General features: G+C 72.9%; 21 protein-coding genes. 10 read left to right on the forward strand and 11 right to left on the reverse strand.

Annotated elements, in window-relative coordinates; translation table 11 throughout:
* Positions 1 to 182: 182 nt before the first annotated feature.
* Both ACSMXO_RS31335 and ACSMXO_RS31340 read right to left on the reverse strand, forming a co-directional pair.
* Positions 183 to 1,223: a pectate lyase family protein gene (locus ACSMXO_RS31335; RefSeq protein ID WP_455414916.1), complete on the reverse strand. Its 1,041-nt coding sequence runs from the start codon at positions 1,221 to 1,223 to the stop codon at positions 183 to 185.
* A gap of 4 nt (positions 1,224 to 1,227) precedes the next feature.
* Complete coding sequence (locus ACSMXO_RS31340) at positions 1,228 to 2,400, reverse strand: pectate lyase family protein (protein ID WP_455414917.1); 1,173 nt, start codon at positions 2,398 to 2,400, stop codon at positions 1,228 to 1,230.
* A 349-nt stretch (positions 2,401 to 2,749) separates the two neighbouring features.
* On the opposite strand from ACSMXO_RS31340, the gene ACSMXO_RS31345 reads away from it, so the two are divergent.
* On the forward strand, positions 2,750 to 2,995 hold the full coding sequence (locus ACSMXO_RS31345) for a DUF2630 family protein (protein ID WP_346258965.1): 246 nt from the start codon (positions 2,750 to 2,752) through the stop codon (positions 2,993 to 2,995).
* Between the two features lie 4 nt (positions 2,996 to 2,999).
* On the opposite strand, the gene ACSMXO_RS31350 is transcribed toward ACSMXO_RS31345, so the two are convergent.
* The 3 genes from ACSMXO_RS31350 to ACSMXO_RS31360 all read right to left on the reverse strand — a co-directional run bounded on the left by ACSMXO_RS31350 (position 3,000) and on the right by ACSMXO_RS31360 (position 5,831).
* Positions 3,000 to 3,950, reverse strand: coding sequence for a serine protein kinase RIO (locus ACSMXO_RS31350; protein WP_455414918.1), 951 nt, complete (start codon positions 3,948 to 3,950; stop codon positions 3,000 to 3,002).
* Positions 3,951 to 4,236: 286 nt separating this feature from the next.
* Positions 4,237 to 4,881: an HAD family hydrolase gene (locus tag ACSMXO_RS31355; protein ID WP_346258967.1), complete on the reverse strand. Its 645-nt coding sequence runs from the start codon at positions 4,879 to 4,881 to the stop codon at positions 4,237 to 4,239.
* Between the two features lie 83 nt (positions 4,882 to 4,964).
* A complete protein-coding gene (locus tag ACSMXO_RS31360) occupies positions 4,965 to 5,831 on the reverse strand; it encodes a carbon-nitrogen hydrolase family protein (RefSeq protein WP_346258968.1) in 867 nt (288 codons plus the stop codon).
* Positions 5,832 to 5,903: 72 nt separating this feature from the next.
* Between ACSMXO_RS31360 and ACSMXO_RS31365 the strand changes: the two genes are divergently transcribed.
* The 7 genes from ACSMXO_RS31365 to mug all read left to right on the forward strand — a co-directional run bounded on the left by ACSMXO_RS31365 (position 5,904) and on the right by mug (position 11,501).
* Positions 5,904 to 6,701 (forward strand): thioesterase family protein, encoded by a 798-nt coding sequence (locus tag ACSMXO_RS31365; RefSeq protein WP_455414919.1) that lies wholly within the window; start codon positions 5,904 to 5,906, stop codon positions 6,699 to 6,701.
* A 113-nt stretch (positions 6,702 to 6,814) separates the two neighbouring features.
* Positions 6,815 to 7,393, forward strand: coding sequence for a TetR/AcrR family transcriptional regulator (locus ACSMXO_RS31370; protein WP_455414920.1), 579 nt, complete (start codon positions 6,815 to 6,817; stop codon positions 7,391 to 7,393).
* A gap of 123 nt (positions 7,394 to 7,516) precedes the next feature.
* Positions 7,517 to 8,452 carry a TIGR04222 domain-containing membrane protein gene (locus ACSMXO_RS31375; RefSeq protein ID WP_455414921.1) on the forward strand — a complete coding sequence of 312 codons (936 nt, stop codon included), beginning with the start codon at positions 7,517 to 7,519 and terminating at the stop codon, positions 8,450 to 8,452.
* Positions 8,449 to 9,291, forward strand: a complete 843-nt coding sequence (locus ACSMXO_RS31380; protein WP_455414922.1) for a DUF692 domain-containing protein — start codon at positions 8,449 to 8,451, stop codon at positions 9,289 to 9,291. The genes ACSMXO_RS31375 and ACSMXO_RS31380 overlap by 4 nt, the downstream gene beginning before the upstream one ends.
* Before the next feature lies 1 nt (position 9,292).
* A complete protein-coding gene (locus ACSMXO_RS31385) occupies positions 9,293 to 9,781 on the forward strand; it encodes a hypothetical protein (RefSeq protein ID WP_455414923.1) in 489 nt (162 codons plus the stop codon).
* A gap of 149 nt (positions 9,782 to 9,930) precedes the next feature.
* The gene (locus ACSMXO_RS31390) at positions 9,931 to 10,692 is read left to right on the forward strand and encodes an SDR family oxidoreductase (RefSeq protein ID WP_455414924.1); all 762 of its coding nucleotides are present in this window, start codon (positions 9,931 to 9,933) and stop codon (positions 10,690 to 10,692) included.
* A gap of 155 nt (positions 10,693 to 10,847) precedes the next feature.
* Entirely contained in the window at positions 10,848 to 11,501 is a 654-nt protein-coding gene (gene mug, locus ACSMXO_RS31395) for a G/U mismatch-specific DNA glycosylase (RefSeq protein ID WP_455414925.1), read from the forward strand.
* Here the strand turns inward: mug and ACSMXO_RS31400 are convergent.
* The 4 genes from ACSMXO_RS31400 to ACSMXO_RS31415 form a co-directional block, all read right to left on the reverse strand.
* On the reverse strand, positions 11,467 to 13,422 hold the full coding sequence (locus ACSMXO_RS31400) for an ABC transporter ATP-binding protein (protein WP_455419356.1): 1,956 nt from the start codon (positions 13,420 to 13,422) through the stop codon (positions 11,467 to 11,469). The genes mug and ACSMXO_RS31400 overlap by 35 nt on opposite strands.
* A gap of 130 nt (positions 13,423 to 13,552) precedes the next feature.
* Positions 13,553 to 14,317: an enoyl-CoA hydratase/isomerase family protein gene (locus ACSMXO_RS31405; RefSeq protein ID WP_455419357.1), complete on the reverse strand. Its 765-nt coding sequence runs from the start codon at positions 14,315 to 14,317 to the stop codon at positions 13,553 to 13,555.
* Between the two features lie 46 nt (positions 14,318 to 14,363).
* Positions 14,364 to 14,591: a helix-turn-helix domain-containing protein gene (locus ACSMXO_RS31410; protein ID WP_007462679.1), complete on the reverse strand. Its 228-nt coding sequence runs from the start codon at positions 14,589 to 14,591 to the stop codon at positions 14,364 to 14,366.
* A 557-nt stretch (positions 14,592 to 15,148) separates the two neighbouring features.
* On the reverse strand, positions 15,149 to 16,756 hold the full coding sequence (locus tag ACSMXO_RS31415; RefSeq protein ID WP_455414926.1) for an ABC-F family ATP-binding cassette domain-containing protein: 1,608 nt from the start codon (positions 16,754 to 16,756) through the stop codon (positions 15,149 to 15,151).
* Positions 16,757 to 16,999: 243 nt separating this feature from the next.
* On the opposite strand from ACSMXO_RS31415, the gene ypfJ reads away from it, so the two are divergent.
* Positions 17,000 to 17,911 (forward strand): KPN_02809 family neutral zinc metallopeptidase, encoded by a 912-nt coding sequence (gene ypfJ, locus ACSMXO_RS31420; protein ID WP_346258977.1) that lies wholly within the window; start codon positions 17,000 to 17,002, stop codon positions 17,909 to 17,911.
* 24 nt (positions 17,912 to 17,935) lie between these two features.
* On the opposite strand, the gene ACSMXO_RS31425 is transcribed toward ypfJ, so the two are convergent.
* Both ACSMXO_RS31425 and ACSMXO_RS31430 read right to left on the reverse strand, forming a co-directional pair.
* Positions 17,936 to 18,583 (reverse strand): acVLRF1 family peptidyl-tRNA hydrolase, encoded by a 648-nt coding sequence (locus ACSMXO_RS31425; RefSeq protein ID WP_346258978.1) that lies wholly within the window; start codon positions 18,581 to 18,583, stop codon positions 17,936 to 17,938.
* 160 nt (positions 18,584 to 18,743) lie between these two features.
* Entirely contained in the window at positions 18,744 to 19,370 is a 627-nt protein-coding gene (locus tag ACSMXO_RS31430) for a LysE family transporter (protein ID WP_455414927.1), read from the reverse strand.
* A 260-nt stretch (positions 19,371 to 19,630) separates the two neighbouring features.
* On the opposite strand from ACSMXO_RS31430, the gene ACSMXO_RS31435 reads away from it, so the two are divergent.
* Complete coding sequence (locus ACSMXO_RS31435; RefSeq protein ID WP_455414928.1) at positions 19,631 to 22,507, forward strand: penicillin acylase family protein; 2,877 nt, start codon at positions 19,631 to 19,633, stop codon at positions 22,505 to 22,507.
* Positions 22,508 to 22,535 lie beyond the last annotated feature (28 nt).

Below are 22,535 nucleotides of genomic sequence, written 5' to 3' on the forward strand. Positions count from 1 at the left end.
CCGGTTGGAGCCGAATGCCCAAATAGCAGCGGCGGTCACCGCCCGACGACACGCAGTGCCCCCGCGCGGCCGGGCCGCGCGGGGGCACTGGCGGACGGTCGGGACCCACCTCCCGACCGTCCGCCCCGGCTGGCCACCGACTGACCGGTCAGCCAACAGACCGGGTCAGCCTGGGGATCGGGTCAGCCGGAGATCCTTCCGGTGCCGGCACCGGCCCGGACCGACGCCGGCACCCCGGCCGGCGCGTCGAGCTGGTACGCGTAGTACGTGCGCGGCTCGACCACCGAACCCGCCGTCTCCGGTACGCCGGAGTTCACGAAGATGTTGTTCCGCTGTACCGCCCGGCCGGGTCCACTGTCGGCATAGCCGCTGGCCGAGTAGAGCGGGTACGGCACGTTCTCGAAGTAGTTCCCCTCGACCAGCACGCCGGCGTTCTCGGTGGAGGCGACGGCGTACAGCTCGTTGCCGAGGAAGTAGTTGTTGTAGACGTGCACCGGCTCACCGAACCGGACCCGGGGGTGCCGCTGCCGGCTGTTGTCGAAGAAGTTGTGGTGGATGCTGACCTTGAGGTGCCCGATGTCGGTCGAGGCGGCCCCGTCGGAGTGGCTGATCAGCATGCTCTTGTCGGCGTGGTCGAAGTGGTTCCAGGAGACCGTCACGTAGTCGGCACCCCGGACGATGTCGACCGAGCCGTCCACCGCGCCGGTGAACCGGTTGTGGTCGATCCAGATGTGGTGCGATTCCTGCCCCACGTTGACCGCGTCGTCCTCGGCGTTGGTGAAGTTGAGGTTCTGGACGATCACGTTGTACGACCGGTAGAAGTCCAGCCCGCCGCCGTCGATCGTGGCGTTCGCACCGACGCCGATGATCGTCTTGTTCGGCCGTACCCCCTGCTTGCTGGTGATCTCGATGGTGCCCTGTACCCGGATCACCATCGGCCCGACCGTGTCGATGTACTCCAGGAAGTCGTCCGCGTTGGTGGCGGTGACCACCGGCCCGCCGACCCCGCCGGTGGTGCCGTTCTGGCCGAGCGCGTTGACGCCGGCGAAGCCGTCCGGCTGCCCGACCGGGACCGCCAGCGCGGTGGTCGGCGGCGGGGTCGCCCGGGCCGGCCCGGTGCCGCCGGCCAGTGCGGCGGTCACCGTCACGGCCAGCGTTGCGGCGAGGGCGGTGCCGAGGGGGCGCCAGCCCGGCGCCCGGCGTACGAGGAGGTTTCCGTTCATCGGGTCAGCCCAGCTTTCCCACCCCGGCACCGGCCGGGACGATGGTCGGGATGTCGGCCGCGTTGTCCGGCTGGTAGCGGTAGAAGCCGCTCGGCTCGGGCACCGTGCCCCGGGTCTCGATCGGGTGGTTGCAGTCGACCAGGATGTTGCCGCGTTCGGCGATCCGGCCCAGGTCGCCGCTGAACTCGACCCGGCCGGGATTGTTGACGCTGTAGAAGTAGTTGTTCTCGACCAGCACCGCGGCGTCGTAGGTGGAGGCCACGCCGTAGCTGTTCTCGAAGTAGTAGTTGTTGTAGACGTGCGTCATGGCCGAGAAGCGCACCCGGGGGTGCCGCTGGTCGGAGGCGTTGAACCAGTTGTGGTGGTAGGTCACCCGCAGCCGCCCGATGTCCTGGGGCCCGGCGTCCTCGTCGTGCGAGAGCAGCAGCGTCTTGTCGTGGTCGTGGAAGTGGTTCCACGAGACGGTGACGTAGTCGGAGCCGCGCTTGATGTCGACCGCGCCGTCGTCGCCGTTGGAGAACTCGTTGTGGTCGATCCAGATGTGGTGCGAGAACATCTGCACGTTGAGCAGGTCGTCGGTGGCTCCGGTGAGGTGCAGGTTCCGGATGATCACGTTGTGCACCGCGTCGGCCGGCGGCGCGGTGACGTCGTCGTCCACCGGCAGGCCGATGTTGAGGCCGCCGCCGGAGAGGGTGGCGTTCGACCCGATGCCCACGATGGTCTTGTCCGAGGTGACGTTGTGCATGCCGTCGCTGTTGCCGGTCGGCAGGGTGATGGTGCCGGCGACCTGGATGACGTACGGGCCGGGTCGGGCGATGTAGTCGAGGAAGGCGGCCGTGCTGTTCACCGTGACGACCGGCCCACCGGCGCCTCCGGTGGTGCCGTCCTGGCCGAGCGCGTTCACGCTGGCGAAGCCGTCGGCCGGGCCCGCCGGTACCTGCACGGTCGGTCCGGATATGCCGGGCGTCAACGAGATGCGGGACGGGCCGGGCGGAGCGGCCTCGACCGTGACGTCGCCGGTATCGGTGAAGAGGGTGGCGGCCTGTGCGGCGCCGGGGCCGTAGCCGAGGGCGGCGGCCAGCGCGACGGCGAGCCCGACGCTGGCGGGCCGCCGCCAGCGTCTGCCGGCCGGTCTGCTCGGGGCGGCGGTGCCGGTGCTGATGCTCGGTGAGGTCACGAGTCTTCTGCCTTTCCGGTGGTGGCGGGGATACGCGGCGGTGTGGCGGTGTGCGCGGAGCAGGCTCGACCGGCGCGGCGGGGTGCGGTTGCAGCGGGCAGCGCCACCGGGGGGCGGCCGGTGCGGGTACGCCGGCGGGACGGGTCTGCGCACTTCGAGGCGGTGGAAAGACGTCGGGGTGGGTGCTTCGGAGGGGCCGGAAAGCGCTTTCCTAACGCCACGATAGGAACCGGAGAGAACTATGTCAATGAATGCGCCCCGGCCGGGCCCGGCAACGCCCCGCCGCGTGCCGCCCATCACCCGCGCGGATGGTGGGCGGCGCGTTCGACGCTGTGCCAGGATCTTGGGCATGGACGACAGGACGATTCTGAGCCGGATCTCCGACCTGGTCGACGAGGAACACCGGCTCCGCAACCACGCCCAGCAGGTCGAGAACTCGACCGACGAGGACCGGACCCGGCTGCGGGAGTTGGAGGAGTCGCTCGACCAGTGCTGGGACCTGCTCCGGCGGCGCCGGGCCGCCCGCCAGGCCGGCAACGACCCGGACACCACCGGGGCCCGCAGCGTGAACGAGGTCGAGAAATACCTCCAGTGAACGTCTAGCGCAGCCCCGCCTCCCGGAGCAGTTGCTCGGTCAGCACGCCCGGGTCGACCAGCTCGCCGGGGAGTCCCCGCGCCGCGAACCAGGCGGCCACCACCCGAACGTCCCGGGCCAGGAACTCCCGCCCGCTCGGGTTGGCGACCACGTCCACCACCTGCGGCAGGTCGATCAGCACCAGCCGGTCGGAGTGCACCAACAGGTTGTACGGCGACAGGTCACCGTGCGCCAATCCAGCCCGGGCCAGTACGACCAGCGCGTCGACGAGCTGGTCCCAGAGCCGGCGCAGCGACACCGGATCGGGCCGGAGCTGGGCCAGCCGGGGCGCCGCCTCCCCCTGCACCGGATCACCGACGAACTCGAGCATCAGCTCCGTCCCGATGAGCTGCACCGGGTACGGCACCGCGATGCTGCCCAGCTCCAACCCCACCTGCCAGAGCCGGGTCAGCGCGGCGAACTCGGCCGCAGCCCACTGGCCAGCGATCATCTGCCGGCCGAACGCGGTACGCCCCTCCATCGCCCGGTTCTCCCGGGACCGGCGCACCCGGCGCCCCTCCAGGTAACCGGCGTCCCGATGGAAGAGGCGGTGCTCGGGATCGCGGTAGCGCTTGGCGGCGAGCAGGCAGCTCCGGTCGCTGTCCGGTACCGCCCGGCGGACCAGGTGTACGTCCGCCTCCTTGCCGGTCTTCAGCACACCCAGCTCGGTGTCGATGGCGGCCAGCTCGGTGACCAGCCAGTCGGGATGCGGCTCCGGCCCGTGCACCGCCTGGTCCCAGGTCGACCAGCGGTCACCGACGTCCGGTGTGTCGGTGTCGGCGTTGGTGTCGAACGCGGCCGCCGTGGCGTGCCGGTTCCGTTTCAGGAAGCGCGGCTCGTCGTCGTCGAACCGGCGGATGGTGCGGCCGCCACGGGAGCGGGCCGAACCGGAATAGTCGTCATAATCGCGTGGCACTGGAGGAATCCTCTGGTCGAGTCGGAAGAGAACAGGCGAGAGCGCAGCACAACGACAGCCACCGTCACCCCTCCTTCCACTCGGCCGGGCGGTGCCCGGGATGCGATACGACCCGGAGAGACCAGGCAGGGTCCTCCGACGCGCAATGCTCGCCGGTCCGGCGAACGGCGGTCAACCGAATTACCGCCGCGCGGCCGGGCGCGGCCTTCCTGGTGGCCGTCACGATCGCCGTGACGGTGTCGGACTGCTCACCCGACGCCGGGTCGGGCGGCGGGGCGGACCGGAATCAGGCGGCGAGCACCGTGGCGACGGCGGCGATCAGCCCGTCCACCGTCTTGGTCGGTGCGTACCGGCGCTCCATCCAGCGGCGGCCCCGGTGCAGCCAGACGCTGGGCAGCCCGACCGCGGCGGCTCCGCCGATGTCGGCCTCCGGGCTGTCCCCGACCATCCAGGCACCGCGCAGCCGCATCCGGACCCGTTCGGCGGCGAGCGCGAAGATCCTGGGGTTCGGCTTGCTGACCCCGACCTCCTCGGAGATCACCCAGTCCGCCAGATAGCGGTCCAGGCCGGTACGCCTGATCTTCATCTCCTGGAGCCGCTCGGTACCGTTGGTGACCGCCACCGGCACCCAGCCGGCCTCGTCGGCGATCCGCAGCGCGCAGGCGATCAACGGATCGAGCCGGGTGTATTCCACCACTCCCTCGTGCAGCGCCTCGACCAGGTCGATGGAGGGGATCCGGAGGCGGTACCTGTCGCGGATCGCGTCGGCCACGTCCCAGCGGTTGGTCAGCCCGTCGGCGTCCACCGAGAGCAGCCAGTCGATGTCACTCTCGGGTGCTCCGATCTCGTCCAGGAACCTCTGCGCCCAGGTCCGGAACGGGCCCGCCCGGTCCAGCAGAGTGTTGTCCAGATCGAGGAGCAACAGCGGCACTTGCGCACAGTACGGGACGCACCCGGTCGGACAACAGTCCCAGCATGTAAACAACCCGGGTTGGCCGGGCTGACAACAGGCGGTCAACCGGTCAACAGGGTCCGTACCCCGCCCTGCCCGGGCAGCCGGTCGGCGAGCATCCGGTGCGCGTCGCGTACCCGGTGCAGTTCGGCCGGGTCGAACCGCGCCACGACGACGGCCGCACCGGAGTCCGCGGCCCGGCGCAGCACCTGGCCCTCGGGGTCGTAGATCGCCGCGCCGCCGTTGAACCGCCACGGCGCCGGGCCACCGACCGCGTTGGCGAAGACCACGTACATGGTGTTGTCCAGCGCGCGGGCCCGGTAGTAGAGGTCACGCCGGTGTTCGGAGCCGACGAGGTAACCGCTCGGGCAGAGATAGCCGTGCGCCCCGTCGGCCGCCGCCGCCCGGCCGTGCTCGGGGAAACAGCCGTCGTAGCAGACCCCGAGACCGAGCCGCCAACCGTCGACCAGCAGGGTCGCACCGCACCGCCCGGGCGTGAACAGCGCGTTCTCGTCCGGGCCCCAGAGGTGCTGTTTGGCGTACCCGGCGCTGACCCGGCCCGCGCCGTCCACCACCAGCGCCGAGCAGGTCCGCCGGCCGTCCGGGTGCCGGACCGCCGCGCCGACCACTACCACCACCCGGCGGTCCCGGGCGAGGGCACGCAGCGGATCGAGCCGGGAGTCCGCCACCTGCCCGTCGTGGTCGGCGGCCACGTCGGTACCGGCCGGATCGCCGGCCAGGGTCGGCGGGTGGTACGCCGGCAGGAACAGTTCCGGAAGTACGACGACCCGGGCGCCGTCGTCGGCGGCCCGCCCGGCCAGCCGGGCGGCGGAGCCGGCGTTCCCGGCCACGTTCCCGGGTTCCGCCTCGGCCTGGACCGCGGCGACGGGCAGTGCGGCGGCCGGCGGTTCGGCGGTGGTCTGCGTCACGGCCGCGATGATAGCCGGGCGCGGATCCCGCGCCGATCTTGCGAACGTGCCGCCGGAGAGGAAAATCGGCCCGTGCCCGACGCCTTCTTCCTACCCACCGATGCCCCCGAGCGGTTCGTCGCCACCCCGGCCACCGAGGGGCCGTGGAGCAGCGGCCTGCAACACGGCGGACCGCCGTGCGCGCTGCTGACCCGTGCCGTGGAACGGGCACCCAGCTCGCTGGACGGGCCGGCCCAGGTCACCCGGCTGACGGTGGAGTTCCTCGGCGGCGTGCCGGTGGCCGAGGTCGCCGTCCGGGCCGCCGTTGCCCGGCCCGGACGCTCGGTCGAACTGGTCGAGGCCGAACTGCACGCCGCCGGGCGGGTGGTGCTGCGGGCCCGGGTGTGGCGGATCCGGCGTACCCCGGTGGACCTGCCCGCCGAGGTGGTCACCGCGCCGGCCCCACCACCGCCCCGGCCGGCCGAGCCGTCCCGGTTCGCCGAGCCGCGCTGGCAGATCGGCTATCTGCGGGCGGTCGACTGGCGGTTCGTCGACGGCCACTTCGAGCGCCCCGGCCCGGCCTCGGCCTGGGCCCGGCAACGGATCCCGCTGGTGGCCGGGGAAGAGCCGAGCCCGCTGCAACGGGTCGCCCTGCTCGCCGACTCCGGCAACGGGCTGAGCCGGCTGCTGGACATGGAGCAGTGGTGGTTCATCAACACCGAACTGACCGTGCACCTGCACCGGCAGCCGGTCGACGAGTGGCTGCACGTACGGGCCGGCACGACCCTGGACGGGCACGGGTCCGGGCTGGCCGAGACGGTGCTCTCCGACGCCAGCGGCCCGCTGGGGCGGGGCGCCCAGGCCCTGATGGTCGGACGCCGGACCGGCTGAGCCACCCGTCGGTTCGCCGGACCGGCCGAGCCCCGTCGCGGCGCCGGGTCGTGCGACAACCCAAGACGTACGTACGGATTGCATACCGGGCCGCTGCCTGGCACGATCGGGTGGTGCCCAGGGTAAGTCAGGACCAGCTCGACGCCCGCCGTCAGGAGATCCTCGGCGCGGCACGGGCCTGCTTCGCCCGGCACGGCTACGAGGGTGCCACCGTGCGCCGGCTCGAAGAGGCGACCGGGCTCTCCCGGGGAGCGATCTTCCACCACTTCCGGGACAAGGACTCGCTCTTCCTCGCGGTCGCCGAGGACGACGCCGCCGCCATGGTCGCCACGGTGGCCCGCAACGGTCTGGTGCAGGTCATGCGCGACCTGCTGGCTGGTGCCACCTCGCCGGACACCGCCGGCTGGCTGGGCAGCCAACTCGAGGTGTCCCGGCGACTGCGCACCGACCCGGAGTTCGCGAAACGCTGGGCGGAACGCTCGGCGAGCCTCGCCGAGGCCACCCGGGAGCGGCTGGCCCGGCAACGGGACGCCGGGGTGCTGCGCGACGACGTACCGATCGAGACGCTGGCCCGGTTCCTGGAGCTGGCCTACGACGGGCTGGTGCTGCAACTGGCGATGGCCCGGCCGGCCGGCGACCTCGGCGCGGTGCTGGACCTGGTCGAGGAGGCGGTCCGCCGGCCGGGCGGCTGAACACGCTCGCCCCGGACGGCAGCGGTCGGCCGCTGGCAGGTTTGCCGAACCGCGACCGGGCCGGCTGGCGTACCCGATCCACAATGGTGGCAGTCCGACCCCCCGTACGGCTGGAGTCACCCGATGGACGTGCTAGCGGTGCGGACCGAGACCTGGGGCGTACCCGGGCCGGTCTTCCTGACCCTCTACCTCACGATCGCCGGGCTGATCCTGCTCGGCACCCTGCTGCACCGGCTGGTCGGGTTCGCCGGGCGCCGCCCGCCCGGGGCGGAGCGACTGCACCCCGTCCAGCTCGCCTGGTTGTCCGGCGGTGATCGGCTGGCCGTGCACGCCACGCTCGGCGGGCTGCGCGCCGCCGGGGCGGTCGGCACGACCGCGCAGCACCGGCTGACGCAGACCGGGCCGTTGCCGATGCGGGCCACGCCGCTCGACGCCGCCGTCCACCGGGCGGCCGCGCAGGGCGTACGCGGACGGACGCTCGACAACGATCCCCGGGTCCGGGCGGCGCTCGCCGACCTCCGGGCCGACCTGGCCCGGAGCGGCCTCGCGCCGTCCCCGTCGGCCCGCCCGGTCGCCCGGATCGGCCCGGTACTGCTGCTCGGGCTGGTGGCGGTCGGCCTGGCCCGGCTGGTCGCCGGTCTGGCCGGCGGCCAGCCGGTCGGCTACCTCGGGCTGAGCCTGCTGGTGCTCGCACCCACCAGCGTGGTGCTGCTCTGCGCGGTCCCCCGCCGGACCCGGGCGGCGAACGCGCTGCTGCGCGACCTGCGCGGGCAGCACCAGCATCTCGCGCCCCGGCACGCGCCCGCCTACGCCACCTACGGCGCGGCCGGCGCGGCGTTGGGGATCGCCCTGTTCGGCACGGCCGCGCTGATCGAGTTCGACCCGGCGTTCGCGGTCGAGGCGGAGGTGCAGCGCGCGATGAGCGGCTCGGCGGGCGGCAGCGGCTGGACGGCTGGCAGCACCGGCGGCGGCTCCGGCGGCGACAGCTCCAGCGGCGACGGTTCGGGGGGCGGCGGCTGCGGCGGCGGGTGCGGAGGATGCGGCGGGTGCGGCGGATGACGACCGGAGCCGGTGTGCCAGTGCCAGAAGCCGGATACGGGGTAGGGATCGGCTGGCGGCCCGAGATCGCCGGCTTCGTCGCGGAGCTGCCGGGCCTGCGCTTCGTCGAGGTGATCGCCGAGTCGATCCCCGCCGCCGGGCCGCCGCCGGGCCTCGTCGAACTGCGCGACCGCGGCGTGACGGTGGTACCGCACGGGGTGCGGCTCTCCCTCGGCGGTGCCGACCCGGTCGAGCCGGCCCGGGTACGCCAGTTCGCCCGGGCCGCCGAGCTGCTGGACGCGCCGCTGGCCAGCGAGCACATCGCCTTCGTCCGGGCCGGTGGGATCGAGGCGGGGCACCTGCTGCCGTTGCCGCGTACCCGGGAGGCCGTCGACGCGGTGGTCGGAAACGTCGCCCGGGTACGGGCCGAGCTCTCCGTCCCGCTGGCCCTGGAGCCGATCGCCGCCATCTTCGACTGGCCGGACGACGAGCTGGACGAGTCGGACTTCCTCACCGAGATCCTGGACCGGACCGGCGCGCTGCTGCTGCTGGACATCGCCAACGTCTACGCCAACGCCCGCAACCGGGGCACCGACCCGGTCCACCTGCTCGACCGGCTGCCGCTGGAGCGGGTCGGCTACGTACACGTCGCGGGCGGGGCGGCCAGCGACGGGATCTACCACGACACGCACACCGACCCGGTGCCGCAGGAGGTACTCGACCTGGTCGCCGAGCTCTGCGCCCGGCACCGCCCGCCGGCGCTGCTGCTGGAGCGCGACGGGCACTATCCACCGGCGGCGGCGCTGCGCGCCGAACTCGACGCGATCGCCGCCGCCTCCGGCTACCCGGCGGTGACCTGAGGTGACCGCCGATTCCCGCACCGGGCCGGCCGGGACGCTGGCCGACCGGCAGGCCGCGCTGGTGGCCGCGCTGGTGGCCGGGGCGCCGCTGCCACCCGGCTTCGACGCCCGGCTGGTCGGGGTGGCCCGGTCGGCGCTGCTGCACAAGCGGGCCGGCGAGGTCGCCCGGCACTGGCCGCTGCTCGCCGCCGTGCACGGCCGGCGCTGGTCGACCGTCTTCGCCGCCTGGGCGGCGGACCGCCCGACCTCGGGCTCGATCCGGGACGGCTGGGACCTGGCCCGGCACCTGGCCGCCGAGGGGACGCTACCGGCGCCCGCCGCCGAGGAACTCGCGGTCCGGGAGGCCGGCTGGCGGTACGACGGCCGCACGCCCCCGCGCCGGCGCCGGCGCCCGGCGCTGCGCCGGACCGGCAACGTGCTGGTGGTGCAGGTCGCCGGTCGGGTACGGACGTGGACCGTGCCCGGCTCCCGGGCCGCCTTCCGTTCGTGACTGCGAGGCTCGCAAACCCGGCTCACTCCTCGCACTCACGGTGCCGCCGTTCGCTCGTGACTGCGGGGCTCGCAAACCCGGCTCACTCCTCGCACTCACCGGGGACCCGAAGATCGACTCAGTGCCGCCCGGGTCATAGGATCCCTTCCATGGATCTCGGACTCGCGGACCGGGTGTACGTGCTGACCGGCGCCTCGAAGGGACTCGGCTTCGCCACCGCCCGGGCCCTGGTGGCCGACGGTGCCCGGGTGGTGATCTCGGCCCGGGATCCCGACCAGGTGGCCGCGGCGGCGGGACGACTCGGCCCGGACGACCGGGTGGTGGGACTCACCGCCGACCTGGCCACCCCGGACACCGCGACCCGGCTGGTCGACACCGCCCTGGAATGGTTCGGTCGGCTCGACGGCGGCCTCGTCTCGGTCGGCGGACCGCCGCCGGGCAGCGCCGCCCAGGCCACCGACGCGCAGTGGCGGGACTCCTTCGAGACCATCTTCCTCGGCACGGTCCGGGCCGCCCGGACGATCGCTACGGCACTGCCCAGCGGCGGCGCGCTCGGCCTGGTGCTCTCCAACTCGGTGCGGGCGCCGATTCCGGGGCTCGGCATCTCGAACGGGCTGCGGCCGGGGCTGGCCGGAGTGGCCAAGGACATGGCCGACGAGTACGGCCCGCACGGCGTACGCGTACTCAGCCTGCTGCCGGGCCGGATCCTCACCGACCGCAACCGGGAACTCTTCGCCGCCAGCGGAGACCCGGAACGGGCCCGGGCCGACGCGGAAGCGGCGATACCGCTGCGCCGGATCGGCGACCCGGATGAGTTCGGCCGGGTGGCCGCGTTCGTGCTCTCCCCCGCCGCCAGCTATCTGACCGGGGTCACCATCCCGGTCGACGGCGGCGCGCTGCGCAGCCTCTGAGCTGGTCTCGGCCCGCCGACCGGCTCGCGGGCCGGGATAGAGTTGCCACCCGTTGTGGAGGTGAGCGTGATTTCGAGCGTCGGCATAATCGTGGCCGCCGTCGTCGGCGGGCTCTGCTGCCTGATGGTGGTGACCGCCGTGGTGCTGCTGGTGGTATGGGCGGCCCGGAAGAACCAACGGCCTTGACAGCGGCCCGGCCGTCCCGGCCCCGGCCGACCCCGGCCGAGGTGGCGGCGGCCGCCGACCGGCTGCTCCCCGACCTGATCGCCCCGGACCTGGACGTGCTCTTCTGCGGCATCAACCCGGGTCTCTACTCGGCCGCGACCGGCTGGCACTTCGCCCGGCCCGGCAACCGGTTCTGGCCGGCCCTGCACCGGGGCGGCTTCACGCCGCACCTGGTGGACCCGGCCGACCAGGCCGAACTGCTCGGCTACCGGCTGGGCATCACGAATCTGGCGGCCCGGGCCAGCGCGCGGGCCGACGAACTGACCCGGGAGGAGCTCGTCGAGGGCGGCCGGCTGCTGGTCCGCAAGGTCCGGCGCTACCGGCCGCGCTGGGTCGCGGTGCTCGGGGTCACGGCGTACCGGACGGCGTTCGAGCGGCGTACTGCGCGGATCGGCCGGCAACCGGAGACGCTCGGCGGGGCGCGGCTGTGGGTGCTGCCGAACCCGAGCGGGCTGAACGCGCATTTCACCGGGCCCGGATTGGCCGCCGAGTTCGCGGCGCTGCGCGCGGCGACTCTGGAGGAGCCGGCGCCGGTGGCGGAGGAGGCGGTCAGACCGGGTCGTAGTCGGGGCGCGGCATCGTGATCACCGGCTCCGGGCCGACCGCGTCGGCGTACGGGGCCGGGGAGTCGGCGACGGCGAACTGCGTCCGGTACAGCTCGGCGTAGAGCCCGCCGACGGCGACCAGCTCGTCGTGCCGGCCCCGTTCGACGATCCGCCCGCCGTCCAGCACCAGGATCTGGTCGGCCTCCCGTACGGTCGACAGCCGGTGCGCGATGACCAGTGCCGTACGCCCGCTCAGCGCCACCGACAGCGCCCGTTGCACCGCCGCCTCCGACTCGGAGTCGAGGTGTGCGGTCGCCTCGTCGAGGATCACGATCGACGGGGCCTTGAGCAGCAGCCGGGCGATGGCGATGCGCTGCTTCTCGCCGCCGGAGAACCGGTAGCCCCGCTCGCCGACCATGGTGTCGAGCCCGTCCGGCAGCGAGCGGACCAGCTCTTCCACCTGGGCGCCGCGCAGCGCCGCCCAGAGTTCGTCGTCGGTCGCGTCGGGCTTGGCGTAGCGCAGGTTCTCGGCGATCGTCTCGTGGAACAGGTGCGAGTCCTGGGTCACCACCCCGATGGTGTCGCGCAGCGAGTCGAGGGTGGCGTCCCGGACGTCGACGCCGCCGACCCGGACCGCCCCGTCGGTCACGTCGTAGACCCGGGAGACCAGCATCGAGGTGGTGGACTTGCCGGCGCCGGAGGGCCCGACCAGGGCCACCAGCTGGCCCGGCTCGACGGTGAACGAGACGCCGCGCAGCACCGGCTCGTTGACCGTACGGTCCAGCGTGGCGACCTCCTCCAGCGAGGCGAGCGACACCTCGGCGGCGGTGGGATAGCGGAACCGTACGTCGGAGAACTCCAGCCGCCGGGCACCGCGCGGGATCTCGACCGCGTCCGGCTTCTCGGCGATGGACGGGGTCAGGTCGAGCACCTCGAAGACCCGGTCGAAGGAGACCAGCGCGCTCATCACGTCCACCCGGACGTTCGACAGCGCGGTCAGCGGGCCGTAGAGACGGGTGAGCAGCAGGGCGAGCGTCACCACCGTGCCGGCGCTGACGTTGCCCTGCACGGCGAGCCAGCCGCCGAGCCCGTAGGTCAGGGCCTGGGCCAGCGAGGCCACCAGCAGCATCGCCACGAAGAAGGTGCGGGAGTACATCGCGGACTGGATGCCGATGTCGCGGACCCGCTCGGCCCGGTCGCCGAACCGCCGCGCCTCGACCTCGGGCCGGGCGAAGAGCTTGACCAGCAGCGCCCCGGCCACCCCGAACCGCTCGGTCATGGTGGCGTTCATCTTGGCGTCGAGGTCGTACGACTCCCGGGTGATCTCCGCCAGCCGGCGGCCGACCCGGCGGGCCGGGATGATGAAGATCGGCAGTAGCACCAGGGAGAGCACGGTGATCTGCCAGGAGAGCGTGAACATCACGGCGGCGGTGAGCACAAGCTGGATGATGTTGCTGACCACCCCGGAGAGGGTGCTGGTGAAGGCCCGCTGCGCGCCGGTCACGTCGTTGTTGATCCGGCTGACCAGCGCCCCGGTCTGGGTGCGGGTGAAGAACTGCAGCGGCATCCGCTGGACGTGGTCGTAGACCCGGGTCCGCAGGTTGAGGATGATCCCCTCGCCGATCCGCGCCGAATACCAGCGCTGGGCCAGCGAGAGCAGCGCGTCGACCACCGCGAGGCCGGCGATCACCAGGGCCAGCCGGACGACCAGGCCGCCCGCGTCCGGGCCACCCCGCGAGATCGCGTTGATCACGTCACCGGCCAGCACCGGGGTCGCCACCCCGATGATCGCGGCGAACACCACCGTGACCAGGAACACCACGATGTCCCGCCGGTACGGCCGGGCGAACTCCACCACCCGCCGTACGCTGCGCCGGCTCACCCGGTGTGCGGTCACCTCGTCGCGGTTGCGCAACGAGCGCAGCATGCTCCAACCGCCCATGCTGGCACCGCCACCCATCGGGTTCACCACGCGCGACCTCCCAGTCGTCCTCGACGACTACGACAACCGGAGTGGCGGCCCGATTCTTCCCGAATGGTCCCTTGATCACGCACCCCGTCGGCTGACCACGCAGCCGTCGGGCTCCAGCCTATTCGCCGGCTCCGACAAGATCGCGCATCCGCCGGGCCTGCGCCTCGCGCTCGGCCCGCTGCTGCTCCACCGGAGAGCGCCCGGAAGCGCCGGCGAGCAGCGCCTTGATCTCCACCACCGCGTCCCGGTTGCCGCTCAGGATCGCCGCGGTCAGGTCCTGGACCGCCGCGTCGAGATCGTCCGGCGGCACGACCACGGTGGCCAGGCCGAGCCGCTCCGCCTCGGCCGCGTCGATCCGCCGCCCGGTCACGCAGATCTCCAGGGCCCGGGCGTAGCCGACCAGGTCCACCAGCCGCTTGGTGCCGGCGAGATCGGGCACCAGGCCGAGGGTGACCTCGGCCATCGCGAACGTGGCGTCGGAGGCCAGCACCCGCAGGTCGCAGGCGAGTGCGAGCTGGAAGCCAGCCCCGATGGCGTGCCCCTGCACCGCCGCGATCGAGATCAGGTCGGGCCGGTGCAGCCAGGTGAAGCCGGCCTGGAAGCCGGCGATCCGCTCGGCACACTCCTCCGGCGGCAACGCGGCCATCTCGGCCAGCGAGTTCTCCGCCCCGGACCGGCCCGTCGCCACCGAGAGGTCGAGCCCGGCAGAGAAGGCCCGACCTTCGCCCCGTACCACCACGACACGCACGTCGCCCGGGAGGTCCCGGGAGAAGTCGCGCATCGCCCGCCACATCTGTGGGGTCTGTGCGTTGAGTACGTCGGGCCGGCACAACGTCAGTGTCGCGACCGGCCCGTCGCAGTTGAGTCGTACGCCGACGGTCACGAAGACGTCCGTGGGCGTACGGGTCCGGACCACGCTGCTGAGCGGGTCACGCCTTCTTCCGACGACGCGCGCCGCCACGCTGACGAAGCTGTACACCAGACTCGGTGAGCACCCGGTGGATGAACCCGTAGGAACGGCCGGTCGAGGCCGCCAGGGCGCGGATGCTTTCGCCGGAGGTATACCGCTTGACCAGGTCCTTGGCGAGCGTCTGGCGCTCGGCTCCGACGATCCGGCGACCCTTCTCAGTGCTGGTGGCTGTGCCAGTGGCTGCCATGTTGATTCCTCACGTCCCAGACTGTGCGGTTCGATACGGTCCCACCTATTAGACCGCCTCGAACGATCATGCGCTAGATATCAACTCTTCGCCAACCGACACGCACAGCAGTGTCAGTTTCCCGATTGAGTGATTGCGCCACCGAGGCCGTCCACACCCACCATCCGAGCTTCCGCCGCACGTCAGCAGGGATTTCGAGCCGCGGCCGTCCGGTCGCGACCCGGGCCGGCGCGGTTTTCTCGGCCCTCGGTCGAGTTTCCTTCCACGCAACGGGAGTTTCGCCTCATCATCCGGCGAGTTTCGTTCTTCCGACGTCAAGTTTCGGCTCCCGTCGGGGAGAGTTTCGTGCCCGGCTCGGATTCCGTAGGGGCGGATTCCGCAGAATGGTGTTCCGGTCCGCGCAGTGTCGTCTGTGGCTCGCCGCCGGCAAACCCCGCGACATTGTCGTACTGACCGTCCTCTTGGTCACGTCGTCACCAGCGGGACCGTACCGATCCCGGCAGATCGTCGTCGGTCAGTACCCGGAATCCCGCCGCCGGCCGGCGGCGGGACCGCCGCTAGGCCAGCTCGACCAACTCGAGCAGGTCGTCGCTCCAGGCATCCTCGTCGCCGTCGGGCAGCAGGATCGCCCGGTCGGGCTTGAGCGCCAGCACCGCGCCCGGATCGTGGGTGACCAGTACGATCGCCCCCGGATAGCGGGCGATCGCGTCGAGCACCTGCTCCCGGCTCACCGGGTCGAGGTTGTTGGTCGGCTCGTCCAGCAGCAGCACGTTCGCGCCCGAGCAGACCAGGGTGGCCAGCGCCAGCCGGGTCTTCTCGCCGCCGGAGAGCACCCCGGCGGGCTTGTCCACGTCGTCGCCGGAGAAGAGGAACGCGCCGAGGATCTTGCGCAGGTCGGTGTCGGACTGCTCGCTGGCGGCGCTGCGCATGTGGTCCAGCACGCTGCGGTCCACGTCGAGGGTCTCGTGCTCCTGCGCGTAGTACCCCAGCCGCAGCCCGTGGCCCGGCCGGACCTCGCCGGTGTCCGACTCCAGCAGCCCGCCGAGGATCCGCAGCAGGGTGGTCTTGCCGGCGCCGTTGAGCCCGAGGATCGCGACCCGGGAGCCCCGGTCGACGGCGACGTTGACGTCGGTGAAGATCTCCAGCGAGCCGTACGACTTGGAGAGCCCGGTGGCGGTCAGCGGCGTCTTGCCGCACGGCGCCGGGCTGGGGAACCGGACCTTGGCCACCTTGTCGGCGACCCGGGCCTCCTCCAGCCCGGAGAGCAGCTTCTCGGCCCGGCGGGCCATGTTCTGCGCGGCCACCGTCTTGGTCGCCTTGGCCCGCATCTTGTCGGCCTGGGCCATCAGCGCGCCGGCCTTCTTCTCGGCGTTGGCCCGCTCCCGGCGGCGGCGGCGCTCGTCGGTCTCCCGCTGCTCCAGGTATTTCTGCCAGCCGACGTTGTAGACGTCCACCACCGAGCGGGTGGCGTCCAGGAACCAGACCTTGTTGACCACGGCCTCCAGCAGCGAGGCGTCGTGGCTGATCACGATCAGCCCGCCCTTGTGCGCGGCGAGGAAGCCACGCAGCCAGGTGATCGAGTCGGCGTCCAGGTGGTTGGTCGGCTCGTCGAGCAGCAGGATCCCGCCGCCGTTCTCGGCCGCGTCCCGGAACAGGATCCGGGCCAGCTCGACCCGGCGGCGCTGACCGCCGGAGAGGGTGCCGATGGTCTGCGCGAGGACCCGATCGGGCAGGCCGAGGTTGGCGCAGATCCGCGCCGCCTCCGCCTCGGCGGCGTACCCGCCGAGGGAGGCGAACTGGTCCTCCAGCGCACCGTACCGGCGGACCAGCCGGTCGTCGCCGGTGCCCTCGGCGAGCTGCTCCTCGATCTCCTTCATCCGGGCCATCAGCACGTCCAGCCCCCGGGCGGAGAGCACCCGGTCCCGCGCGGTGACCCCCAGGTCGCCGGTACGCGGGTCCTGCGGCAGGTAGCCGACCTGGCTGCGCCGGTCGATCTGCCCGGAGTAGGGCTGGCCCTCGCCGGCCAGCACCTTCAGGGTGGTGGTCTTGCCGGCGCCGTTTCGGCCGACCAGGCCGATCCGGTCGCCGGGCTGGACCCGCAGCGTGGTGTCGGACAGCAGGATCCGGGCGCCGGCACGGAGTTCCAGGCCGCTCGCAGTGATCATGTCGGAGGACTCGCTCTCGGGGTCGAAGGCTGACTCAGGGCACACGGACGAGCCGGCGGACCACGGATCCGTCGGCTCGGGGCGTTCAGCCTTCGCAGAGCAGCACGGTCCGATTGTACCGGGCAGGCGGCGGGACCCGGGACCGGATTACCGATCAAGATCACGGGGTATCGACAAACCGCGACATCGGGCACGAGCAGGCATCGAGCGAGGCATCGGCGATCAGGGCGATCGGGGTACGTGATGGAGCTCAACGAGGACGCACGGATCGATACCAGTCAGGTGGAGGACCGGCGTGGGTCCGGCGGCGGGCTGGCCGGCATCCCCATCCCGACCGGCGGTGGCCGGGGCGGCGTGGTCGGCCTGATCATCGCCGTCCTGGTCACCCTGGTCGGCGGCGGCTTCGGGGTGAGCCAGCTCACCGGCGGGGGCGGCGAGGAGCAGGGCGACAACACCGCGCTGGAGCAGCGGTGCCAGGCCGATGACGCGCTGGGCCAGCTCGACTGCCGCAACACCCTCTACGTCAACTCCATCCAGGCGTACTGGCAGCGGGCGATGCCGCAGCACTTCGACCGGCCGTACCAGGAATCCGACACGGTCTTCTTCGCGCAGGCGGTGAGCACCGGCTGCGGGCAGGCCGACTCCGGGGTCGGGCCGTTCTACTGCCCGCTCGACGACCAGGTCTACATCGACCTGAGCTTCTACCGGGTACTCGCCGAGCAGCTCGGCGCCCCCGGCGAGTTCGCCCAGCCGTACGTGCTGGCGCACGAGTACGGCCACCACGTGCAGGACCTGCTCGGCACCGAGCAACGGGTACGCGACCAGCGGCAGGCCAGCCCCGACGAGGCCAACCGGCTCTCGGTGCTGCTGGAACTCCAGGCGGACTGCTACGCCGGCGCCTGGGCCCGCAACGCCACCGGCACCGCCGACGACCGGGGCGTGAAGATCTTCACCAGCCTCACCGAGCGGGACATCCAGGAGGGGCTGGACACGGCGGCGGCGATCGGCGACGACGCGATCCAGCGGAGGTCCGGCGGCCGGATCGACGAGTCGCAGTTCACCCACGGCAGCTCGGCTGACCGGCAGAAGTGGTTCGGCACCGGCTACTCCAGCGGCGACCCGACCTCCTGCGACACCTTCGGCACCGCCCGCTGACCATTCCGCCGCGGGTATCGCCGGCTAGGGATCGCGGACCAGTACGCGGACCGCCCGGGCGGCGGAGATCGCGTCGACCAGTACGGTGTGCCGGGGTTCGGGTACGTCGAGCAGCCGCTCGGCCCGCAGCGCCGCCACCGGGGCCAGCCGCCGGTCGGCCAGGATGGTCTCCACCGCCCGCCGGTCGCCACCGGCCACCACGGCGGCGAGCCGGCCGGCCTCAGGCAGCAGCAGCCGGACGGCCAGCTCCGCCCCGTCGGCCGCGGCGGCCTTCGCCTGGTTGTCCCGGCGCCGGGCGAACCGCTGCTGTGACCAGCCGCCGGCCGCGGTGCGGCCCTGCACGTACCGGCTGTCCACCTTGGAGACGACGAGGCGGTCGCCCTCGGCGACGCCGACCGCCACCGCACCCTTGCGGGCCAGCAGCAGGCCCAGCCGCCGGGGTGCCGCGACCTGCGCCGCGAAGGTGGGCAGGTCGTCCGGGGCGGGCACGCCCGGCGGCGGATGCAGCACCGCGAGCGTGCCGTCCGGGGCGGTCAGCCGCAGCCCGTCCGGGCCGGCGTCGACCGCCGGCGGCCCGCCGTGCCGCTCGGCGAAGCCGTCGAGCCAGCGGGCGAGCCGGGCCGGGGGCACGTCCACCCAGCGGCCGCCGCCGGCAGCGGGTCGGCTGTTCACCCCCGAACGGTACGACGTCCACCGCCGGCACCCGGCCGCCGGGTCCGCCCGTGCCATGAGTTCCGGGAACGGTCGCACCCCGCCGCGGGTCCGACCCGTCCGCTGGTTTCTGGCACAGCTCCCGCCCGGAGAACGTCGGGCGAGCGACCGCAGGTCCCGGTCAGCGCAGCAGCAGGTGGACGGCGAGCGCGGCGATCAGGGCGCTGGAGACGAGGGCGGTGCCCAGCCTCCCCCGGGGTCCGGAGAGCACCCGGCCGATGAGCGAACCACCGGAGGCGACCAGTAGCTGCCAGCTCGCCGAGGCGACGAACGCGGCGAGCACGAAGACCACCTCCGCACCGCCCGACCAGTCGGTGGCGGCCCGCCGGCCGAGCACCAGCGCGGCGAAGTAGAGGATCGTCATCGGGTTCAGCAGGGTCAGCGCCAGCAGCCCGCCGTACGCCCGCAGTGGCGTGCCCAGGCTCCGGTCGGTCCTGGCCGCCCGGCCCGGGTCGGTCCGGTGCCGGACGGCGCCCCAGGCGCCCGTACCGGCCAGCAGCAGCAGTACGCCGACCGCGACCCAGCGCAGCGGCTCGGCGATCGGCTCGATCAGGCCGGCCAGCGCGGCGCCGCCGAGCACCGCGACGGCCGCGTAGAGCCCGTCGGCGGTGGCGACCCCGAGCGCGGCGGCAGCGCCGACCCGGATCGAGGTACGCGCGGTCAGTCCGATCACGAGAATGGCGATGGCGCCGACCGGTATGGCGACGCCGTATCCGGCGAGCAGGCCGGCGACGAGCGCGTCGGTCACGACGGTGCCGCGGTGATCGACGCCAACCGGGTGCGCTTCCGCTGTCGCCGGGCGGCCCGGTCGGGCACGGCGACGGAAACGGAGGTCCACGAGACAGGCGTGATCACGGGACGATTCTGGCCGGTCGCGGGGCCGGTCGCGACGGATTATCCGCCAGTGCCGCACCGCCGATCCAGGACTATCTATCGGCCCGGCGAACTCGTTACCATCCGGTAGCCGAATGTTGCTCACATTCGCTCGTACCGTCGGAAGGATCCCCGATGGCCCACCGTCCCCGCCGCCGCGCCGCCGCCGGGATCGCGGTGCTCAGCGCGGCCGTGCTCGCGTTCACCGCCGCACCGGCACCGGCCGCACCGCCGCCCGGCCCGGCCGCCGGTCCCGCCGCCGCGCCGGCCAGCACCGCCTTCGCGGCCGGCGACTACTGCCTGGGCGAGTGCGCCGACATCCTGCCGCCGGGCCAGAACGGCAATGCCACCCTGGTCGAGGTGCTGGCCAACCAGGCGCTCGGGGTGCTGCCCCGGCACGCCGGCGACCAGCTCGACCGGTACGCCAGCCTGGTCTACGGGTACGCCGGGCTGCGGGAGGAGCAGCTCGGGGCGTTCTTCAACGACGCCTCCTTCGGGGTGCCGCCCGGCCAGGTCGAGCGCAGCTACTCGCCCCGCGCCGACGTCACCGTGCTGCGGGACCGGGCGACCGGCGTCCCGCACGTCACCGGCACCACCCGGGGCGGCACCATGTTCGGCGCCGGTTACGTCGGCGCGGAGGACCGGCTCTTCACCATGGACCTGCTCCGGCACGTCGGCCGGGGCACCCTCACCCCGTTCGCCGGCGGGGCACCGGGCAACCGGGCTCTCGAACAGAGCGTCTGGCGGAACTCGCCGTACACCGAGGCGGACCTCGCGGCCCAGGTGGCCGCGCTGCGCCAGCGGGGTCCCCGGGGCGAGCAGCTCTACGCCGACGTGCAGGAGTACATCGCCGGGATCAACGCCTACATCCGGCACTGCATGGCCAACCGCAACTGCCCCGGCGAGTACGTGCTGACCGGGCACCTGGACGCGATCACCAACGCGGGTGGGCCGGAGCCGTTCCAGCTGACCGACCTGATCGCGATCTCCGGCGTGGTCGGCGGGCTGTTCGGCGGCGGTGGCGGGCACGAGTTGCAGTCGGCGCTGGTCCGGATCGCCGCCCGGGCGAAGTACGGGCCGGTCGAGGGTGACCGGGTGTGGACCGCGTTCCGGATGCAGAACAACCCGGAGACGGTGCTGACCCTGCACGACGGGCAGAGCTTCCCGTACGGCGCCGCCGACCCGGACGCGCCCAGCGTGGTGCTGCCGGACCCGGGCTCGGCCCGGCCGGAGCCGGTCACCGCCAACCCCAGCGGGTCGGCCCGGCAGACCACCGGCGGACCGTCGGAGCTGGCCGCCGCGCTGTCGGGGCTGACCATCACACCACGGGGGATGTCGAACGCCGCCGTGATCTCCGGTGCGCACTCGGCCACCGGCCACCCGATCGCGGTCTTCGGCCCGCAGACCGGCTACTTCGCGCCGCAACTGCTGATGATGCAGGAGTTGCAGGGGCCGGGGATCAGCGCCCGGGGTGCGGCGTTCGCCGGGGTCAACCTCTACGTACTGCTCGGCCGGGGCCAGGCCTACGCCTGGAGCGCCACCTCGGCCACCCAGGACATCACCGACACCTACGCGGTGCCGCTCTGCACCACCGACGGCAGCGCACCGACGCTGGCCAGCAACTTCTACCGCTATCGCGGCCAGTGCCTGGCGATGGAGGAGATCTCGCACGTCAACTCCTGGCGGCCGACCGTCGCTGACGGCACAGCGGCCGGCTCGTACACGATGATCGCCCGGCGGACCAGGCTGGGGCTGGTGGCGTGGCGGGGCACGGTCGGCGGGGTGCCGCACGCGTTCACCCAGCTCCGGTCGACGTACCGGCACGAGGCCGACTCGGCGATCGGGTTCCAGATGTTCAACGACCCCGCCGCGATGGGCTCCGCCGCCCAGTTCACCGCCGCGGCGTCCGAGATCGGGTACGCCTTCAACTGGTTCTACGTCAACTCGCGCCAGGCGGCGTACGCCAACTCCGGGCTGAACCCGGTGCGGGCCGCCGGGTCGAACCCGAACCTGCCGATCCGGGCCGAGCCGGCGTACGAGTGGCAGGGCTTCGACCCGGCCAGCAACACCGCGAACTACCACCCGGCGTCGGCGCACCCGAACTCGGTCGACCAGGACTACTACGTGAGCTGGAACAACAAGCAGGCCGCCGACTACGGCGCGGCGGACGGCAACTTCAGCTTCGGGCCGGTGCACCGGGGCGACCTGCTGGACAAGCCGATCCGGGCGGCGATCGAGGCCGGGCAGAAGTTCGACCGCGCCTCGCTGACCGCGCTGGTGCAGCGGGCCGGCCTCACCGACCTGCGCGGGATCGAGGTACTCGACGAACTGGTCCGGGTGCTGGAGAGCCAACCGGTCGGCGACGCCGGCCTGGCCGGGGTGATCGGCCGGCTGAAGGCGTGGCGGCAGGCCGGGGCGCTGCGGGTGGAGACCTCGGCCGGCGCGAAGACGTACCAGCACGCCGAGGCGATCCGCGTCTTCGACGCCTGGTGGCCGTTGCTGGTCCGGGGCCAGTTCGCCGGGCCGCTCGGCGGCGACCTCTACCAGGCGCTGGTCAACGCGATGCAGATCAACGAGTCCCCCTCCGGGCACCAGCAGGGCGACACCCCGGACCTGCCTGGTTCGGCCGCCGCCGCCCAGACGCACAAGGGCTCGTCCTTCCAGTACGGCTGGTGGGGTTATGTCGATGCCGACCTGCGGGCGGTGCTCGGCGAGCCGGTGTCCGGCGGGCTCGGCCGGACGTACTGCGGCGACGGGAGCCTGGCCGCCTGCCGGCAGATCCTGCTGGACACCCTGCGCACCGCCGCCGCCCAGCCGGCCGCCGAGGTCTATCCCGGCGACGAGCACTGCGCCGCCGGGGACCAGTGGTGCGCCGACGCCATCGTGCAGTCCCCGCTGGGCGGGATCCGGCACGCCAGCATCGCCTGGCAGAACCGGCCGACCTACCAGCAGGTGGTCTCCTTCCCGGCCGCTCGCGGCAACGGCCCTGCCGCCCCGTACCCCCGCCGGTAGATCTTGACGATTTGTTGTCGTTCCGGCA

It is taken from the genome of Plantactinospora sp. DSM 117369 (assembly GCF_053764795.1).

Bases quoted from the DNA above. Each gene is read 5' to 3' on its own strand.
- ACSMXO_RS31335 (WP_455414916.1), bottom strand. From the start codon at position 1,223: ATGAACGGAAACCTCCTCGTACGCCGGGCGCCGGGCTGGCGCCCCCTC.
- ACSMXO_RS31345 (WP_346258965.1), top strand. From the start codon at position 2,750: ATGGACGACAGGACGATTCTGAGCCGGATCTCCGACCTGGTCGACGAG.
- ACSMXO_RS31375 (WP_455414921.1), top strand. From the start codon at position 7,517: ATGGACGTGCTAGCGGTGCGGACCGAGACCTGGGGCGTACCCGGGCCG.
- ACSMXO_RS31380 (WP_455414922.1), top strand. From the start codon at position 8,449: ATGACGACCGGAGCCGGTGTGCCAGTGCCAGAAGCCGGATACGGGGTA.
- ACSMXO_RS31390 (WP_455414924.1), top strand. From the start codon at position 9,931: ATGGATCTCGGACTCGCGGACCGGGTGTACGTGCTGACCGGCGCCTCG.
- mug (WP_455414925.1), top strand. From the start codon at position 10,848: ATGGGCGGCCCGGAAGAACCAACGGCCTTGACAGCGGCCCGGCCGTCC.
- ACSMXO_RS31400 (WP_455419356.1), bottom strand. From the start codon at position 13,422: ATGGGTGGCGGTGCCAGCATGGGCGGTTGGAGCATGCTGCGCTCGTTG.
- ACSMXO_RS31410 (WP_007462679.1), bottom strand. From the start codon at position 14,591: ATGGCAGCCACTGGCACAGCCACCAGCACTGAGAAGGGTCGCCGGATC.
- ACSMXO_RS31415 (WP_455414926.1), bottom strand. From the start codon at position 16,756: ATGATCACTGCGAGCGGCCTGGAACTCCGTGCCGGCGCCCGGATCCTG.
- ypfJ (WP_346258977.1), top strand. From the start codon at position 17,000: ATGGAGCTCAACGAGGACGCACGGATCGATACCAGTCAGGTGGAGGAC.
- ACSMXO_RS31435 (WP_455414928.1), top strand. From the start codon at position 19,631: ATGGCCCACCGTCCCCGCCGCCGCGCCGCCGCCGGGATCGCGGTGCTC.